Genomic DNA, 17253 nt, shown 5'->3' on the forward strand with positions numbered 1-17253 from the left:
GGCCTCGTTCAGAGATCCGCCGTGCGACGAGGTTGAGCGTGCGTTACTGGAAATTCTTGGCACTGCTGCCGCTGGGGCTCGCGCTCGGAGGCTGCAATCTGGTCGTGCTCTCGCCCTCCGGTGACGTGGCCGCCCAGCAGCGCGATCTCGTGATCATCGCAACCGTGCTGATGCTGCTGATCGTGGTGCCGGTGATGGCGGCAACCGCCCTCGTGGCCTGGCGCTACCGCCAGTCGAACCAGGCGGCGGCCTACACGCCGGATTGGGATCACTCCACCCAGCTCGAGCTTCTGATCTGGGCGGCGCCGTTGCTGATCATCATCTGCCTGGGCGCGGTGACGTGGATGGGCACGCATCTGCTCGATCCCTATCGCACGCTCGGACGCATCTCCGCCGAGCGCGCGGTGACGCCGCAGGACAAGCCGCTCGAGGTCGACGTCGTCGCGCTCGATTGGAAGTGGCTGTTCATCTATCCCGAATATGGCATCGCCAGCCTCAACGAGCTTGCGGCGCCGGTGAACCGGCCGCTCGATTTCAGGATCACCTCGTCGTCGGTGATGAACTCGTTCTACATCCCCGCGCTCGCCGGCCAGATCTATGCGATGCCGGGCATGCAGAGCCGGCTGCACGCCGTCATCAACAAGCCCGGCGTCTATCGCGGCTTCTCGGCGAACTACAGCGGCGCCGGCTTCTCCGGCATGCGCTTTGCCTTTCATGGCCTGTCTGATGTCGAATTCGCCGGTTGGATCGAGAAGGCCAAGGCCAGCGGTGCCGGGCTTGGCAAGCCGGACTATCTCAAGCTGGAGCGTCCCAGCGCGAACGAGCCAGTCCGCTACTACGCATCGGTGGATAGCGACCTGTTTCGCGCCATCCTCAACATGTGCGTCGAGCCCGGCAAGATGTGCATGAGCGAGATGATGGCGATCGACGCGAGAGGCGGCATGGGCATGGCCGGCGTCCGCAACACGCTGCCGCTCGCCTACGACAAGTTCGCCGGCCGCGGCGCCGTGTTCGGCGCCGAGCCGAGCTTCGTTGCCGGCGGCGTCTGCCTGCCGGGCGATCAGGTCACGCGGATGGCCGACGATTCCTCGCCGACGGTCCTGGCGCCGCTCGACTGGACGCCGCTGCAGGGCCGTGGATTGGAGCGGCCCGGCCTGCTGCGGCCGTCCAAGGCCACCTTCATCACGGGGACAACCTCCAAATCGGATTCGTGACGTCGGATTCGTGAGGGTCACATCATGTTCGACACTGCCAATCTCACCAGGTTCATCTTCGGCCGGCTGACGCTGGAGTCGCTGCCGTTGCACGAGCCGATCATCGTCGGCACCTTCGCGATGGTCGCGCTCGGCGGCCTCACGCTGTTCGGCGCCATCACCTATTTCCGGCTGTGGGGCTATCTCTGGAAGGAGTGGTTCACGACCGTCGACCACAAGCGCATCGGAATCATGTACATGGTGCTCGGCATCGTCATGCTGCTGCGCGGCTTCGCCGATGCGCTGATGATGCGCCTTCAGCAGGCGATCGCGTTCAACGGCTCCGAAGGTTATCTCAACTCGCACCACTATGATCAGGTGTTCACGGCGCACGGCGTGATCATGATCTTCTTCGTGGCGATGCCTTTGGTCACCGGCCTGATGAACTACGTTGTGCCGCTGCAGATCGGCGCCCGCGACGTGTCGTTCCCGTTCCTCAACAATTTCAGCTTCTGGATGACCACGTCGGGCGCCGTTCTGGTGATGTGCTCGCTGTTCGTCGGCGAGTTCGCGCGCACCGGCTGGCTGGCCTATCCGCCGCTGTCGAATCTCTCCTACAGTCCGGATGTCGGCGTCGACTATTACATCTGGGCGCTGCAGGTCGCCGGCGTTGGCACGCTGTTGTCCGGCGTCAACCTGATCTGCACGATCGTGAAAATGCGTGCGCCCGGCATGACCATGATGAAGATGCCAGTCTTCACCTGGACCTCGCTGTGCACCAACGTGCTGATCGTCGCCTCCTTCCCGGTGCTGACGGCGGTGCTGGCGCTGCTGTCGCTCGATCGCTACGTCGGAACCAACTTCTTCACCAATGATTTCGGCGGCGATCCGATGATGTATGTCAACCTCATCTGGATCTGGGGCCATCCGGAGGTCTACATCCTCATCCTGCCGGCCTTCGGCATCTTCTCCGAGGTGACCTCGACCTTCTCGGGCAAGCGGCTGTTCGGCTACACCTCGATGGTCTACGCCACCGTCGTCATCACCATCCTGTCCTACCTGGTCTGGCTGCACCACTTCTTCACGATGGGCTCCGGCGCCAGCGTGAACTCGTTCTTTGGCATCACCACGATGATCATCTCGATCCCGACCGGCGCGAAGATGTTCAACTGGCTGTTCACGATGTATCGCGGCCGCATCCGCTTCGAGCTGCCGATGATGTGGACGGTCGCCTTCATGCTGACCTTTGTGATCGGCGGCATGACCGGCGTGCTGCTTGCAGTGCCGCCGGCCGACTTCGTCTTGCACAACAGCCTGTTCCTGGTCGCGCATTTCCACAACGTGATCATCGGCGGCGTGCTGTTCGGCCTGTTCGCCGGCATCGCCTACTGGTTCCCCAAGGCGTTCGGCTTCAGGCTCGATCCGTTCTGGGGCAAGATGTCGTTCTGGTTCTGGACGGTGGGCTTCTACTTCGCCTTCATGCCGCTCTACGTGCTCGGCCTGATGGGCGTGACCCGTCGGCTGCGCACCTTCGACGATCCGAGCCTGCAGATATGGTTCATCATCGCCGGCATCGGCGCGTTCCTGATCCTGCTGGGCATCGCGAGCTTCCTGATCCAGATCGCGGTCAGCATCCTCCGCCGCGAGCAGCTCGCCGACGTCTCCGGCGATCCCTGGAATGCGCGCACCCTGGAATGGGCGACGTCGTCGCCGCCGCCGGCCTACAACTTCGCCTTCACGCCCGTCGTCCACGACAACGACGCCTGGTGGGACATGAAGCGCCGCGGTTACGCGCGTCCGCTCGCCGGCTTCAAGGCGATCCACATGCCGAGCAACACCGGTACCGGCGTGATTCTGGCGGGCCTCAGCACCACCATGGCATTCGGACTGATCTGGTACATGTGGTGGATGGCGGCAGGCAGCTTCGTCGCGCTGCTCGCGGTCGCGATTGGCCACACCTTCAACTATCACCGCAGCTTCCACATCCCGGCCGATGAGGTCATAAGCGTCGAGCGCGCGCGCACCAAGCTGCTCGTGGCAGGAGCCAAGTCATGACCGTTGCGATGGGCACGATGAAGGCCGGGGAGCCGGTCTTCTATGTCGTCGACGAGCACGAGCATCCCGAAGGCAGCAGCACGATGCTCGGCTTCTGGATCTATCTGATGAGCGACTGTCTCATCTTTGCGATCCTGTTTGCCGTCTATGGCGTGCTCGGCGCCAGGTACGCCGCCGGGCCGGCGCCGAAGGATCTGTTCGACCTGTCGCTGGTCGCGGTCAACACCTCGTTCCTGCTGCTGTCGTCGCTCACCTATGGCTTCGCGATGCTGTCGATGCAGCGGAACCGCATTGGCGCGATGCAGGCCTGGCTCGTGGTGACCGGGCTGTTCGGCCTCTCCTTCCTCGGCATCGAGCTGACCGAGTTCGCGCACATGATCCATGAGGGCGCGACGCCGCAGCGCAGCGCCTTCCTATCGTCGTTCTTCACGCTGGTTGGAACCCACGGCCTGCATGTGACGTTCGGTCTGGTCTGGCTGGTCACCCTGATGGTGCAGGTCGGGACCCACGGCCTGATCGAGGCTAACCGCCGCCGGCTGGTCTGCCTCAGCATGTTCTGGCACTTCCTCGACGTGATCTGGATTGGTGTCTTCACCTTCGTCTATCTGATGGGGATGCTTCGATGAGCTCTGATGCACATGCGCACGGTTCGGCGGACGACCATGCCGGCACGCGCTCGGGCCAATTGATCGGCTTCGGCGCCTCCGTCGTCCTGACGGCGATTCCGTTTCTGCTGGTCATGAACGGCTCGCTCGACAAGCAGGCCACGGCGCTGATCATCATGGCATTCGCGGCCGTGCAGGTCGTCGTCCACATGATCTTCTTCCTGCACATGAACACCAAGGCCGAGGGCGGCTGGACCATGATGGCGCTGATCTTCACCATCATCATGGTGGTGATCGCGCTCAGCGGCTCGCTCTGGGTCATGCATCACCTGACCACCAACATGATGCCGGTGCACGAGATGGGCCAGACGCCGTGATGTCAGCTCCTGCCGACGGGGCAGGGGAACGCGACGAGGCCAGCCGCGGGCGATCCGGCGCGCTGCGGCTCGCGATCGGTGCGGCGTGGGTTGCCTGCGTCGCGATGCTGCTGGCGCTGGGCGTCTGGCAGATCGAGCGGCGGGCCTGGAAGCTCGACCTGATTGATCGCGTCGAGCGCCGCGTTCATGCCGCGCCCGTGCCGGCGCCGAGCCCGGCGGATTGGCCGGCCATCGATCGCAGCAGCGACGAGTACAAGCTGATAACGTTGAGCGGCCGCTTCCTCAACGACCGCGAGACGCTGGTCCAGGCGCTGACGGTCGAGGGCTCCGGCTATTGGGTGGTGACGCCGCTGCAGACCGCCGGCGGCGCCGTGCTCGTCAATCGTGGCTTCGTGCCCGCGGATCGCCGCGACCCCGCAAGCCGCAGCGCGGGGAACCGGGATGGCGCAGTCAACGTGACCGGATTGCTGCGGATCTCCGAGCCTGGCGGCGGCTTCCTCCGCCACAACGATCCCGCGGGGAATCGCTGGTATTCACGTGACGTCGCGGCGATCGCGGCGGCGCGCGGTCTGTCCGACGTCGCACCATTCTTCGTCGATGCCGATGCGACCCCGAATCCTGGCGGACTTCCAATCGGCGGACTCACCGTGATCTCGTTTCCGAACAACCATCTGGTTTACGCGCTGACCTGGTTTACATTGGCCCTCATGCTGGCCGGCGCCGGGCTGCAGCGGCTCCTCCGCGCGCAGCGTGAGCCCGGCGCGCCGGCAGCGCAGGATGTGGAATGGGATCAGCAGCGGCAGGACATGGGTGGATGCGGGACGGCGTCTTGAGCGATCGACGCTTGCCGTTCTGCCGGCGGAGATCGGACGGGCCCTCATGAGCAGCGAGGCCCCCAATTTGCCGTTCGGAGTCGTGGCCGCGATCGCCACACCCGAGATCAACGCGCCGCTGCCGACCAAGGACGCGACCAACCGCAAGAACATGGTGCTGCTGATCCAGCTGCGCTGGATCGCCGTGGTCGGCCAGATCGTCACCATCGGCTTCGTGACCACCTGGTTCGGCATTGCGCTGCCGGTGCTGCCGATGGCGGCGATCATCTGCGCGCTGGTGGCGCTCAACATCGCCAGCCATATCTGGCTGCGCAGGCGCGACGACGTCGGCAATCGCCATTTGCTGATCGCGCTGATGCTCGACGTGGTGGCGTTGACATCGGAGCTCTATCTCACCGGCGGCGCGTCGAACCCGTTCACGTGCCTCTATCTGCTGCAGGTGACGCTGGGGGCCGTGCTGCTCGACGCGCGCTCGTCCTGGTCGCTGGTCGCGCTGACGGTGCTCAGCTTCATCTGGCTCACCATCGAGTACCGCCCGCTGCAACTGCCGCAGCATCATGTCAGCGATGCCTTCACCCTGCACATCACCGGCATGTTCGTCGGCTTCATGCTCGACGCCGTGCTGCTCGTCGTCTTCGTCACCCGCATCAACCGGAACCTGCGCGAGCGCGACGCCAAACTCGCCGATCTGCGCCAGCACGCCGTCGAGCAGGATCACATCATCCGCATGGGCCTGCTCGCCTCAGGCGCCGCGCATGAGCTTGGCACGCCGCTGGCGTCGATCTCGGTCATCCTGAACGATTGGCGCCGCATGACCGTGATCTCTGCCGATCCGACGCTCGCGGAGGATTTCACCGAAATGGAAGCGGCGGTGCAGCGCTGCAAGTCGATCGTGACTGACATCCTGGTCTCGGCCGGTCAGGCGCGCGGCGAAGGCTCGGCGCCGACGACGTTGAAGGCGTTCCTGACGACGCTGGTCGCCGAATGGAGCGCGGCGCGCTCGGCGCGCAATCTGATGTTCCGCAACGAGTTCGGCTCGGATCCGGCGATCGTCTCCGACGTCGCCCTGAAGCAGGCGATCGTCAACGTGCTCGACAACGCGTTCGAAGTCTCACGCGAGTGGGTGGAGTTCGTGGTCGAACGAGATGGTGATCAGCTGCTGCTCAGCGTCAGCGATCGCGGGCCGGGTTTTGATCCGGCGATGCTGGGGCAACTCGGACGTCCCTATCAGTCGAGCAAGGGCCGCCCGGGCCGCGGCCTGGGCCTTTTCCTGGTGGTCAACGTGATCCGCAAGCTGGGCGGCAGCGTTTCCGCCTGGAACCACCGGGGACGTGGAGCGACCGTACGGCTGTCACTGCCGTTGTCGACGCTTGTCATTGGAGAGCGCGATGGCGAATGACCTGTCCCTCCTGATCGTCGAGGACGATGACGGTTTTGCACGTACCCTGAAGCGCTCGTTCGAACGGCGCGGCTACGAGGCCGTCGTCGCCGGCTCGCTCGAGGACGTCGACGAGATCCTCAAGAAGAAGACGTTCGGCTATGCCGTCGTCGATCTCAAGCTCGGCGGCGCTTCCGGCCTCGTCTGCGTCGAGAAGCTGCATGCGCACGATCCGGAGATGCTGATCGTGGTGCTGACCGGCTTTGCCAGCATCGCCACTGCTGTCGAGGCGATCAAGCTCGGCGCCTGCCACTATCTGGCCAAGCCGTCGAACACCGACGACATCGAGGAGGCGTTCCGCAAGGCGCAGGGCAATGCGCAAGTGGCGCTGGCCGAGCGCTCCACCTCGATCAAGACCCTGGAATGGGAGCGCATCCACCAGACCCTGATCGAGACCGACTTCAACATCTCCGAAGCTGCGAGGAGGCTCGGCATGCATCGCCGGACGCTCGCGCGCAAGCTGGAGAAGCGCCCGGTGAAGTAGATCGATCCGGTTGTTGTCCGGAGGAGTGGAGCTCATTCTTTCCGACCTACTCCCTTGCCAGAGCCGTTGCCGGATCGAGCCGCGAGGCGCTGCGGGCGGGCATGTAGCCGAAGCCGATGCCGATCGCCATCGACGTGACGGCGGCGCCGACCATGGCGAGCGGCGAATAGATCAGCTGGAAGCCGACGTCGAGCGCGTTGAAGACCGTGCCGAAGCCGACCGCGAGCGCAAGGCCCAGCGCACCGCCCAGCAGGCAGACCAGCACCGCCTCGATCAGGAACTGCATCAGGATGTCGCTGCGGCGGGCGCCGACCGCCATGCGCACCCCGATCTCGCCGACGCGCTCGGACACCGACACCAGCATGATGTTCATGACGCCGATGCCGCCGACCAAGAGCGAGATCACGGCGATGGCCGCCACCAGCAGGGTCAGCACCTGCGTCGTGCTCTCGACGGTCTTGCGGATGTCGTCGGTATTGAGCACGAAGAAGTCCTTGGCGTTGTGCCGCGCCGTCAGCAGCGCCGTCGCGGCGCGCTCGGCCGCCGCCATCGGCGTCGCCTCGTCGACGCGGACGCTGATGCTGCGCAGCACCTGGTTGCCGAGGAAGCGAGCCTGCACGGTCGTGTAGGGCAGGTACACGATCGGCGTGGAGCTGGAGCCGAAGCCGGCCTGCTGCTGCTTGGTGATGCCGACGACGCGGCAGGGCACCTTGCCGATCAGGACCACGCTGCCGAGCGGACTGACGTCGGGATCGGGAAACAGCGCCTTGCGCGCATTGTCGTCGATCACGGCGTCCTGGGCGTAGGAGCGCACGGTATCGGCATCGAGATAGCTGCCTTCGGCAAGCTCGGTGTTCTTGACCCGGAAATACTGCTCGCCGACGCCGGAGATCTGGGCGCTGACCTCGATAGCGCCGAACCGAAGCGTGCTGGTGGTCGAGACCGTCGGCGAGATCGCATCGACATAAGGCTGCTGCGCCATGACCTTGGCATCGGCGAGCACAAGCGTCCTGATCTTGCTGGAGCGCGTATCGCCGAAATCCTTGCCGGGAAAGAATTCCAGCGTGTTGGTGCCGAGCCGGTTGATGTCCTTCAGCACCTTGGCCTGCGAGCCCTTGCCGAGCGCCAGCACCAGCACGACCGAGGCGACGCCGATGATGATGCCGAGCATGGTGAGGAACGCGCGCATCCGGTGCGCATTCATGGCGAGCAGTGCCATCCGCGCGGCCTCGCGGAAACGGTCGAGCTGGCTGCGCCACCACGACGCCGCCTGCGCTGCGTGGTCTTCGGTCGCTGCGGCTGGCGCGGGTTCCGAAGTCCGCGGATTGAGCCGGTCGGAAATGACGCGGCCGTCCTCGATCTCGATGATGCGCCGGGCGCGCTGCGCGACGCTCGGATCGTGCGTGACGATGATGACGGTGCGCCCGGAGGCGCTGATCTCGTCGAGGATGCGCAGCACCTCCTCGCCGCTGGCGCGGTCGAGCGCGCCGGTCGGCTCGTCGGCCAGGATCACGTCGGGATCGTTGACCAGCGCGCGGGCGATCGAGACCCGCTGCTGCTGGCCGCCCGAGAGCTGACCCGGCTTGTGGTCGGTACGGCTGCCCATGCCGAGCCGCTGCAGCAGCGCCTCGGCCTTGCGGTGGCGTGCCGCCGGGCCGAGCCCGGCATAGACCGCAGGCACCTCGGCATTGTCGGCGGCGCTGAGTTCGCCCAGCAGATGGTAGCGCTGGAAGATGAAGCCGAAATGCTCGCGCCGCAACGCCGCCAGTTCGTCCGGATCGAGCGAGCCCATCTCGCGGCCGGCGATCCGGTAGCTGCCGGATGTCGGGCGGTCGAGGCAGCCCAGAATGTTCATCAGCGTCGACTTGCCGGAGCCCGACTGGCCGATGATCGCCACCATCTCCCCGCGCGCGATCTGGAGGTCGACGCCACGCAAAGCATGGACCGTGCCTTCGCCGGACGCGTAGCGCCTCCCGACATTCTGCAGGTCGATCAGGACCTCCGTCATCACGCGCCTCCGGGCGGGGGCATCACGGTTCGCTTCGTGCCCTCCTCGGGCGCCGAGATCACGACCCGCTCGCCCTCGCGCAGGCCGGACTGCACCTCGGCCCGGATCTTGTTGTTGAGGCCGACGCGAATGGTGCGCTTCTCCAGCGTTCCTGCGCCGGTCAGCACGCGCACCGTGTAGCTGCCATCGGGATTGGCGTTGCCAAGCGCGGACGACGGAATGGTCGGGACCTTGCGGGCCTCGCCGAGCAGGATGTGAACCTCGGCCGTCATGTAGGTCATCAGCCGCCCGTCCGGATTGGCGATATCGAACACGCCATTGTAGTAGATCGCGGAGGACGTGGTGGACGAGGAGGAGCTGCTGCTCGACGTGGTCGTCGTGCTCGACGAGAAGCTCGAATCGCTCTTGATCGATTCGGGCGCCGGCTCGATCGACCCGAGCGTGCCTTCATAGCGATGATCGGGCTCGCCCAGCACGGTGAAGTAGACGTTCTGTCCGGGCCTGACCTTGACGACATCGGCCTCGGAAATCTCCACCCGCACGGTCATCGTCTCGACCTGGCCGAGCACGACGATGGTCGGCGCCGACTGCACCGCATTCACGGTCTGGCCCTGCTGGGTGACGATCGACAGCACGGTGCCGTCGATCGGGGCCGTGATCTTGGTGTAGCCGAGGTTGACGCGCGCGGTCTCGATCGCGACCTCGGCCTCGACGATTTGCGCGTCGAGTTGCGCGATCTGGGCCTGGGTCTGCTTCGCGGTCGCCTCGGCACTGTCGTAGTCGGCGCGCGACGAGGCCTTCTGCGCCAGCGTGACCTGCTGCCGCGCCAGGTTCGCCTCGGCCAGCGCCAGGGTGGCGACCTTCTCGTCACGCTGCGCCCGCACGCTCCGCAGGCTCGCCTCGTTGGTACGCAGCGTGTTCTGCTGCGTCAGCGAGTCGATCTCGGCGATCAGATCGCCGGCCCTGACCTTCTGTCCCAGCTTGACGTTGAGCGCGACCAGCCGTCCCGACGCCTGGGCGCCGACCGCCACCAGCTTGACCGGCTTCAGCGTGCCGGTGGCGAGCACGGTCTGCTCGATGTCGCCGGTCGTGACGGGTGCGGTGACGAGATTGGCGTTGGGATTGCTGGTCAGCCTCATGACCAGCACGATCGCGGCGGCCAGAACGACGAGCGCTCCGGCGATCAGCAGCGGCCAGCGGCGTGGCCGCTTCGGCTTCGGCGCCGGCGCGAGGCCGCCATCGACCGCGACCGGTCGGGGCATGTGGGATAAGGGTGCGTTCATCGGATCACTTCGGAGGCACTTTTTGAAGTTCAGATCGTAGATTATTTGGGCGCGACGGCCTGTGCGAGATGCGGGCCGGTGCCGCTGTCGACGACCTCGGGCAGCGAGCTGTCGATCGCTGCGGTCCAACCGCCGCCCAGCGCCTTGGCCAGCGCCACGTAGTTCTTCGCGAGCGTAGCGCGGCTCGCGAGCAGGCTGTCCTCGGCGGTGAATTGCGAGCGCTCGGCATCGAGCACGTCGAGGAACGTGCTGGAGCCGGTCTGGTAGAGCGAGCGCGACAGCCGCGCGGCCTCGCCGTAGCGCTGCGCCGACTCGCTCAGGCTGCGGATGCGAATGCGCTCCTGGCCGAGGCTCACGATGGCGTTCTCGACGTCTTCGAGCGCGCTCAGCACCGCGCTGCGCCAGGCGACGTGGTATTCGTCGCGCTGCGCTTCCGCGACCTCGACGGCGGCCTGCAGCTTGCCGCCGTTGAAGATCGGCACCGAGACGCTCGGGCCGATCGACCAGCCGATCGTCGAGCTCTTGCCGAGATCGCCGAGCTTCAGCGCCGTGGTCGAGACCGTGCCGGTCAGGCTGACATCCGGGTACAGCGCGGCGGTGGCTTGGCCGATCTTCGCGGTGAACTGCGCGAGCTGCCGTTCGGCCTTGCGCACGTCGGGCCGCATGACCAGCACGTCGGCCGGGATGCCCTTCGGCAGCGGCAGGCGCGGCGATGGGATCGGCGTCGCACGCGACAGGCGGAGATTCAGGGCCGTCGGGTCGCGGCCGAGCAGGACGCCGAGCCGATGCACGGCCTGCTGATAGCTGCTCTCATAGGTCGGGATGGTTGCTTCGGTGCTGGCGGCCAGCGCGCTCGCCTTGGCGGTGTCGACGGCCGAGGCAGAGCCGGCATTCTGCTTGCGCTCGGTCAGCGCCGCGGTCTCGCGCTGCGAGGCGGCAGTGCGCCGCGCCAGCGCCGCTCGCGCCTGGTAGGCGCGGGCATCGATGTAGTTGGAGGCGACGTCGCCGAGCAGCGTCAGCAAGGTCGCGCGCAGATCGTCCTCGGCGGCATCGACGCCGTAGGTCGCCGCCTCGACCGCACGGCGGTTGGCGCCGAACAGATCCAGCTCCCAGCTCGAATCGAAGCCGGCCTGGTACTGGCTGTAGGTGGTCGGAGCGATCGCGATGCCGCTCGTCGAGCTGCCGGCGCTGCGGGTCTCCGTTGCCGTGCCGGTGCCGCTCACTGTGGGAAACAGCGCGCCGATGGCCTGGCGCTGCGTCGCCCGCGCCTCGCGGATGCGCGCCTTGGCGGCGGCGACGTCGAGATTGCCGGCAACCGCCTCGCTGATCAGTTGATCGAGCAGGTCATCATTGAGGTTGCGCCACCAATGCGCGAGCTTCAGCGTCTGCGCCGGCCGATTGCGGTCGCTGCTCCAGCGCTTCGGCACGCCGAACTCAGGCGTCACGTAATCGGGGCCGACGGCGCAGCCGGCGAGCAGCGGCGTGGCGAGGCAGAGTGCGAGCAGGACGGGCTTCACGGCGGCTGATACTATCGCGGTTCGAAAGGAGGCCGCGCCGGCTGGTCGGCCACGCCGCAGGACTTCCCCGTGTTTGTTTGATGCGCGGAGCCTAGGCAGGTTAACGATTGCGCAGGATTAAGTCGCGTGAAGAAATGTTTCCGCCTTAACAATACAGCTTACTTTCGCCACGATCGGACCTCGCTTCGGGCTGTTCTTTTGGACTCAAATCGACCATGTTCCGCGCATGATGTCGTCACACGATACCGCCGTGTCCGCAGACGCGAACATACCGGCAGCCGCGCGCATTCTCTGCGTCGAAGATGACCGGGAGATTGCGGCGCTGCTCACCGAGCTGTTGCAGGAGCACGGCTTCGCGCCGCGCTTCGTGTCCTCCGCGGCCGCGATGAACGACCTCTTGCAGCGCGAGCAGGTCGACCTCATCATGCTCGACGTGATGCTGCCGGACGACGACGGCATGAGCATCTGCCGCCGCCTGCGCCAGATCTCGACCGTGCCGATCATCATGGTGACCGCAAAAGGCGAGGACATCGACCGCATCCTCGGCCTCGAGCTCGGCGCCGACGACTATGTCGTCAAGCCGTTCAATCCGCGCGAGCTGGTGGCGCGTATCCGAGCGCTGCTGCGCCGATCGCAATTGCATCCCGCCGTGATCGCGGCGCGGCAGGCGCCGATGACGTTCGACGGCTGGCGCATCGAGCCGGCGACGCGTACGCTGTTCGATCCCGACCGCGTCAAGATCACGCTGACCAGCGCCGAGTTCGACATCCTGCTGGCGTTCTGCCGCAATGCCGGCCGCGTGCTGTCGCGCGAGCAACTGATCGAGCTTGCGCACGGCGGGCAGGCCGGGCCGGTCGAGCGCAGCATCGACGTCCATATCAGCCGTATCCGGCAGAAGATCGAGCCGGGCGCGCGCAGTTGGTCCCTGATCAAGACCGTGCGCCTCGGCGGCTACGTGTTCACGCCAAGAGTCGAGACCATCGATGACGCCAGATAGCAAGCCGTGCCCGCGCCTCGGCCTCACCACGCAGATCGTGACCTTGGCGTCGCTGTCGGTGCTGTTCGGCATGGTGCTGATGATCGCGGCCGCGCTGCTGTTTCTCGATCCGCCCGACGAGCAGGAATCGCCGGCCTACGGCATCGCGCGCGTCGCCGAGGCGGTGCACTTCGTCCGCGCCGCGAACGACCCCGTGGCCGTCGAGAGCAGCCTGTCGAGCCTGCGCAGCTCCGGCATCCAGGTCGAGCTGGTGCCGCTGACCTCGCTGACGCTGCTCGCCAAGCCGGTCAGGGACGTGCCATGGACCTCGCGGCTGGCCCGCCGTCAGCTCAGCGTGCTGCGTGACGTCACCTTGCTCCACGGCGTCGGCTATGGTGCGGCGCCGCCGACCCAGATCATCGTCCAGGTCGACGGCGAGCGTGCGCTGGTGTTCGACGACGTGCCGCGCCTCGAATTCTGGTCGATGGTGCTGAAGCCGACGGCGGTGTTCCTGTTTCTCATCCTGATCCTGGGCGTGCTGCTGTCGATCTACGCGGCGCGGGCGATCATCCGGCCGCTGTCGGAGATGGCGCGCGCGGCGGCCGCATTCGGCCGCTCGCCGGGCGCGCAGGAGCCGCTGAGCCGGCGCGGGCCCAGGGAGATCGCCCAGGTCGCCGAGGCGCTGAACGAGATGCAGGCGCGCATCCGCGCGCTGCTCGACGACCGCACGCGCATGCTGGCCGCGATCAGCCACGATCTGCGCACGCCGCTGACGCGGCTCCGGCTGCGCTCGGAGCGCATCGCTCAGGGCGAGATGCGCAGCGCGATGCTGCGCGACATCGACCAGGTCAGCCGCATGCTCGACGAGACGCTCGATTACCTGCGCGACGACACCAAGGCGGAGCAGCCGGCGCGGATCGAGCTGGCGAGCCTGCTCGAGACGATCTGCTGCGACTTCGCCGATGTCGGCCACGCCGTCAGCTTCGATGGACCGTCGCGGCTGGTCTGCGAGGGCCGGGCGCGGGCGCTGTCGCGCGCCGTCACCAACGTGGTCGAGAACGCGGTCAAGCACGGCAGCGAGGTCGTGGTCAGCCTGTCGACCCTGGCCGACGGCATGATCGCGATCGAGGTCGCCGATGACGGTCCGGGCATTCCGCAGGCGCTGCAGGCGCGCGCGCTGGAGCCGTTCGTCAAGCTCGACCAGGCGCGCTCGGCCGGCGGCTTCGGCCTCGGGCTGTCGATCGCGCAGGAGATCATGAAGAAGCATGACGGCGGCATCGCGCTGATGCCCAACGCCCCGCGCGGCCTGCGGGTACGGCTGTCGCTGCCGCTGCGCCTCGCGATGCCCGCGGCGATCCCCGCCAAGGTGGCGTAGCAGACGCCACGAGGAGGAAACCCCGCCGGTGCCGAGCCCGGCGGGGCCTTTGCGTTCGCCGATGTCGAGGGACGGCGATCAGCTCACGCGCTTCCAGGTCTGTCCGCCGCAGAACAGGCCGCCGAAGGCGCAGCCCTGGACCCGCAGCGTGTTCGGATTCTTGAGCACCACGGTGGAGTCGTAGTTGCCGCCGCCGTCCGGATCGTGGATGCGGCCGACCCATTTGCTGTCCTTCGGCTTCATGTTGATCAGGATCTTCTCCCGCGTCTTCTCGGCAAAGCCGCAGATGTTGGCGCCGCACGGCTCGATCACGACATTGCCCTTGCCGCCCTCGGTGGCCCACAGCCCGAGCGGCGAGTTCGGATCGGCTGTCGGCGCCGGCTGAACTGCGGCAGGCGCCGCGGCAACCGCGACCGGCGCGGGTGCCGGAGCTGGCTGTGGAGCAGGCGCGGTTGCCGCGACCGGCGCCGGCGGCACCGGCATCTGCACGGTCGTGGATGGCGCAGCGGCAGTGGGCGATGCAGGGGCTGGCGCGGCAGCGGCTGGCGCGGTGGCGGCGGGCGCCGGCGCGTTGACGACCGGCGGAGCCGCCACGGGCGCCGCGACAGCGGGTGCCGGAGCGCCGGCCGCAGGCGCGCTGCTCGCCGGCGCATCGTCATCGTCGAGCTTGGATGATTTCAGCCCGTTGAGGTCGATGCCGGACACCTGCAGGCAGGACAGCGACTGGCAGTTGCGCGGCACGGTGACGCGGATCTTGTGTCCGTCGAAATTGAACGCGATCGAGCTGCCGGCCTGCGCGGCGCTGCTCGCGATCAGAACGGCTGCTGCGGCCAGATACACGGTCTTCATGAATGAGCTCCCTCGGACGGCGTCGTGAACCTGGGGGGAACTCTTAGACGCGGGCGACGGCGCGATCTGTGACAAGGGTCACAGCCGAAAAGCCAATGCGGCTGGGGCCGCACGCGGCCCACCGCAGCCCGTCCATCGATCGAGGTCGGATCGCAGCGATCAGATCATCCCGACGATGATCGCGCCGACGAATGCAAACACGACATACGTGACCACCATGCTCAGCCGATCGGCAAGGCTCATGGGACCGCTCCCGTTTCGCATCTCGCGCACCTGGCGTGCGCTCGCACTTGACGCCTGCTCCGCAAAGCGCGCGCCACACTTATCCGATCGGCATCGGCAAAAAAGACAGCGCGGTTGTCGCTTCCCCGTAAATTAACTGCCTTTCACGTCACGATGGTTTGCGCGCCGTAAATGGACGGCATTGACAGGTCCTTAAGCAAATTGCCGCAAACCTCTGCATATGACGCGCGGAGTTCGTTTGTATCTCGTCGGCTCCATCGTCCTTGTCTCGCTTGCGGGTTGCGGCCGTGGATTCTTCCAGGAGCGCGAGCTGTGGCGGGCCGAGGCCGAGATCGCCTGCCTGAAATCGGGCGCGGTCAAGGAGAGCGCGGATATCGTCCGCATCAATCCGATCTCCGGCCCCGGCATGTGCGGCGCCGACTATCCGCTGAAGGTGGCAGCGCTCGGCGAAGCGACCACGAGCTATGGCTTCGCCGATGAAAGCCTGCGTCCACCGGCCGCGATCGGTGGCCAGCCGCGCTGGCCGATCAACCAGCCGCCGCAACGCTACGCCCCGCCCGCGACCTATCAGCCGCAGGCGGCGCCGCAGCCGGCCTATCCCGCGTCGGGTGCGGCCTATCCGAATTCGGCATCGCCGTCCTATGGCGCCCCTCCCGGCGCGCCACTGCAGCTCGAGCCGCCGGTCGGCGAGGACGACGTCAATCAGCCGGCCGACGCGGCCTATTCGCCCTCTGGCGGTCAGCCGGCCGCTCGCACCGCCTATCCGCAGCAGGAACCGCCGCCGCGGCTCGGACCGTCGCGCGATCCGGTCGGCACCGTCGGCCCGGTCGCGGTGAAGCCGACCGCGACGCTCGCCTGTCCGATCGTCTCGGCACTCGACCGCTGGATCGCGGAGTCGGTGCAGCCGGCAGCCCAGCGCTGGTTCGGCACCAAGGTCGTCGAGATCAAGCAGATCTCGGCCTATTCCTGCCGCGGCATGAACGGCAATCCGAGCGCGCACATTTCCGAGCATGCCTTCGGCAACGCGCTCGACATCGCCGCCTTCACGCTCGCCGACGGCCGCCGCATCAGCGTCAAGGACGGCTGGATCGGCCTGCCGGAGGAGCAGGGCTTTCTGCGCGACATCCAGGGCGGGGCGTGCCAGCAGTTCACCACCGTGCTGGCGCCCGGCTCCAACGTCTATCACTACGACCACATCCATGTGGACCTGATGCGCCGCGCCAGCCGCCGCATGATCTGCCAGCCAGCCGCGCAATCCGGCGAGGCGGTGGCGGCACGTGCGCAGCAGCGGCGCTATGGCTACGGCCAGCGCGAGCCCGACGTGACCAGCTCGATCCCGTCGCGCAAGCAGCCGCGCAGCATCGGCCAGCTGATCAACGAGGAAGACGAATTCCGGGACTATTGAGAGGGCGAATAGGGAACAGCGAGTAGCGAATCGGGATCGGGACGATCATCTGCTCGCCATTCGCCATTCCTGTGCGCGGCTGTGGATTTCTTTCGCCGTCAGCCGCGCCTGACCGCGCTCTGTCCCGCCCCGAAACGGAAACCCCGACGTCACGCGCTGCGGATTAGGAGTCCGTTGACCAGTTTTGCCGTCCGTCTTTGGCCGACACTAGACCTGCCACAGTCGCCAGGAACAAGGCGCGCGGGGTTCTGGTTGCTGCCGGATTGGGAGAGGCGGAGATGGCATCGTATCGCATCAAGGCGATTGGGGCGGGCTTCGAGGTCGGCACCGCCGAGCAGGCCGTGCTGGTCTGCCGCTCGCTGAAGACGGCACGCCGCGCCGTCGCCGATGCACAGCGTCTGGAGCGGATGCCGCCGAAGCCGATTCCCTGGCGCACGCCGCCGGAGAGCGAGACGTCGGCTGGTGGAGCGGAGGATGCCGCGCGCAGCGAGGATGCCGACACCGAGGTTCTCGTCGTGTCGGATGGCCCGCCTCTGTGCTGCTGACTAGATCATGATGCGATTCCACGGAATCGCATCATGATCTCATCTCCTTGTTTGAGCATGATCTTTT

At 66.6% G+C, this 17253-nt stretch carries 15 protein-coding genes; 11 read left to right on the forward strand and 4 right to left on the reverse strand.

Annotated features, from left to right (window positions below):
• Window positions 1-38: 38 nt before the first annotated feature.
• From cyoA to QX041_RS15990, 7 genes are read left to right on the forward strand one after another with little or no spacing between them, the layout of a single operon-like run.
• Window positions 39-1214 (forward strand): ubiquinol oxidase subunit II, encoded by a 1176-nt coding sequence (gene cyoA, locus QX041_RS15960; RefSeq protein ID WP_316165929.1) that lies wholly within the window; start codon window positions 39-41, stop codon window positions 1212-1214.
• A 24-nt stretch (window positions 1215-1238) separates the two neighbouring features.
• The gene (gene cyoB / locus QX041_RS15965) at window positions 1239-3248 is read left to right on the forward strand and encodes a cytochrome o ubiquinol oxidase subunit I (RefSeq protein WP_316165930.1); all 2010 of its coding nucleotides are present in this window, start codon (window positions 1239-1241) and stop codon (window positions 3246-3248) included.
• Entirely contained in the window at window positions 3245-3874 is a 630-nt protein-coding gene (gene cyoC / locus QX041_RS15970) for a cytochrome o ubiquinol oxidase subunit III (protein ID WP_316165931.1), read from the forward strand. The genes cyoB and cyoC overlap by 4 nt, the downstream gene beginning before the upstream one ends.
• Window positions 3871-4230, forward strand: coding sequence for a cytochrome o ubiquinol oxidase subunit IV (cyoD, locus tag QX041_RS15975; RefSeq protein ID WP_315752397.1), 360 nt, complete (start codon window positions 3871-3873; stop codon window positions 4228-4230). Before cyoC ends, cyoD begins: the two co-directional genes overlap by 4 nt.
• Window positions 4230-5063, forward strand: a complete 834-nt coding sequence (locus QX041_RS15980) for an SURF1 family protein (RefSeq protein WP_316165932.1) — start codon at window positions 4230-4232, stop codon at window positions 5061-5063. Before cyoD ends, QX041_RS15980 begins: the two co-directional genes overlap by 1 nt.
• A 46-nt stretch (window positions 5064-5109) precedes the next feature.
• Window positions 5110-6462 carry an ATP-binding protein gene (locus QX041_RS15985; protein WP_315752399.1) on the forward strand — a complete coding sequence of 451 codons (1353 nt, stop codon included), beginning with the start codon at window positions 5110-5112 and terminating at the stop codon, window positions 6460-6462.
• Window positions 6452-6985: a response regulator transcription factor gene (locus tag QX041_RS15990; RefSeq protein WP_315752400.1), complete on the forward strand. Its 534-nt coding sequence runs from the start codon at window positions 6452-6454 to the stop codon at window positions 6983-6985. Before QX041_RS15985 ends, QX041_RS15990 begins: the two co-directional genes overlap by 11 nt.
• Window positions 6986-7031: 46 nt before the next feature.
• Here the strand turns inward: QX041_RS15990 and QX041_RS15995 are convergent, their stop codons facing one another.
• Genes QX041_RS15995 through QX041_RS16005 form a run of 3 tightly spaced genes read right to left on the reverse strand, consistent with a single transcriptional unit; the run spans window position 7032 to window position 11793 of the window.
• Window positions 7032-8993, reverse strand: coding sequence for a MacB family efflux pump subunit (locus QX041_RS15995; RefSeq protein ID WP_315713465.1), 1962 nt, complete (start codon window positions 8991-8993; stop codon window positions 7032-7034).
• Window positions 8993-10276, reverse strand: coding sequence for an efflux RND transporter periplasmic adaptor subunit (locus QX041_RS16000; RefSeq protein ID WP_316165933.1), 1284 nt, complete (start codon window positions 10274-10276; stop codon window positions 8993-8995). Before QX041_RS16000 ends, QX041_RS15995 begins: the two co-directional genes overlap by 1 nt.
• Before the next feature lie 41 nt (window positions 10277-10317).
• Window positions 10318-11793 (reverse strand): efflux transporter outer membrane subunit, encoded by a 1476-nt coding sequence (locus tag QX041_RS16005; protein WP_315713463.1) that lies wholly within the window; start codon window positions 11791-11793, stop codon window positions 10318-10320.
• Window positions 11794-12019: 226 nt separating this feature from the next.
• Between QX041_RS16005 and QX041_RS16010 the strand changes: the two genes are divergently transcribed.
• Window positions 12020-12790 (forward strand): response regulator, encoded by a 771-nt coding sequence (locus QX041_RS16010; RefSeq protein WP_315713462.1) that lies wholly within the window; start codon window positions 12020-12022, stop codon window positions 12788-12790.
• Window positions 12777-14144, forward strand: coding sequence for an ATP-binding protein (locus tag QX041_RS16015; protein WP_315713461.1), 1368 nt, complete (start codon window positions 12777-12779; stop codon window positions 14142-14144). The genes QX041_RS16010 and QX041_RS16015 overlap by 14 nt, the downstream gene beginning before the upstream one ends.
• 78 nt (window positions 14145-14222) lie before the next feature.
• Here the strand turns inward: QX041_RS16015 and QX041_RS16020 are convergent, their stop codons facing one another.
• Window positions 14223-14993 (reverse strand): DUF2147 domain-containing protein, encoded by a 771-nt coding sequence (locus tag QX041_RS16020; RefSeq protein ID WP_316165934.1) that lies wholly within the window; start codon window positions 14991-14993, stop codon window positions 14223-14225.
• Between the two features lie 463 nt (window positions 14994-15456).
• Between QX041_RS16020 and QX041_RS16025 the strand changes: the two genes are divergently transcribed.
• Both QX041_RS16025 and QX041_RS16030 read left to right on the forward strand, forming a co-directional pair.
• Complete coding sequence (locus QX041_RS16025) at window positions 15457-16641, forward strand: extensin family protein (RefSeq protein ID WP_316165935.1); 1185 nt, start codon at window positions 15457-15459, stop codon at window positions 16639-16641.
• A 278-nt stretch (window positions 16642-16919) separates the two neighbouring features.
• Complete coding sequence (locus tag QX041_RS16030; protein ID WP_315713457.1) at window positions 16920-17186, forward strand: hypothetical protein; 267 nt, start codon at window positions 16920-16922, stop codon at window positions 17184-17186.
• The last annotated feature ends 67 nt before the right edge of the window (window positions 17187-17253 follow it).

The organism is Bradyrhizobium sp. SZCCHNRI2009 (assembly GCF_032485115.1).
In the GTDB taxonomy this organism is placed as follows: Bacteria; Pseudomonadota; Alphaproteobacteria; order Rhizobiales; family Xanthobacteraceae; genus Bradyrhizobium.

Bases quoted from the DNA above. Each gene is read 5' to 3' on its own strand.
- cyoB (WP_316165930.1), top strand. From the start codon at position 1,239: ATGTTCGACACTGCCAATCTCACCAGGTTCATCTTCGGCCGGCTGACG.
- cyoC (WP_316165931.1), top strand. From the start codon at position 3,245: ATGACCGTTGCGATGGGCACGATGAAGGCCGGGGAGCCGGTCTTCTAT.
- cyoD (WP_315752397.1), top strand. From the start codon at position 3,871: ATGAGCTCTGATGCACATGCGCACGGTTCGGCGGACGACCATGCCGGC.
- QX041_RS15980 (WP_316165932.1), top strand. From the start codon at position 4,230: ATGTCAGCTCCTGCCGACGGGGCAGGGGAACGCGACGAGGCCAGCCGC.
- QX041_RS15985 (WP_315752399.1), top strand. From the start codon at position 5,110: ATGAGCAGCGAGGCCCCCAATTTGCCGTTCGGAGTCGTGGCCGCGATC.
- QX041_RS15990 (WP_315752400.1), top strand. From the start codon at position 6,452: ATGGCGAATGACCTGTCCCTCCTGATCGTCGAGGACGATGACGGTTTT.
- QX041_RS15995 (WP_315713465.1), bottom strand. From the start codon at position 8,993: ATGACGGAGGTCCTGATCGACCTGCAGAATGTCGGGAGGCGCTACGCG.
- QX041_RS16000 (WP_316165933.1), bottom strand. From the start codon at position 10,276: ATGAACGCACCCTTATCCCACATGCCCCGACCGGTCGCGGTCGATGGC.
- QX041_RS16010 (WP_315713462.1), top strand. From the start codon at position 12,020: ATGATGTCGTCACACGATACCGCCGTGTCCGCAGACGCGAACATACCG.
- QX041_RS16015 (WP_315713461.1), top strand. From the start codon at position 12,777: ATGACGCCAGATAGCAAGCCGTGCCCGCGCCTCGGCCTCACCACGCAG.
- QX041_RS16020 (WP_316165934.1), bottom strand. From the start codon at position 14,993: ATGAAGACCGTGTATCTGGCCGCAGCAGCCGTTCTGATCGCGAGCAGC.
- QX041_RS16025 (WP_316165935.1), top strand. From the start codon at position 15,457: ATGACGCGCGGAGTTCGTTTGTATCTCGTCGGCTCCATCGTCCTTGTC.
- QX041_RS16030 (WP_315713457.1), top strand. From the start codon at position 16,920: ATGGCATCGTATCGCATCAAGGCGATTGGGGCGGGCTTCGAGGTCGGC.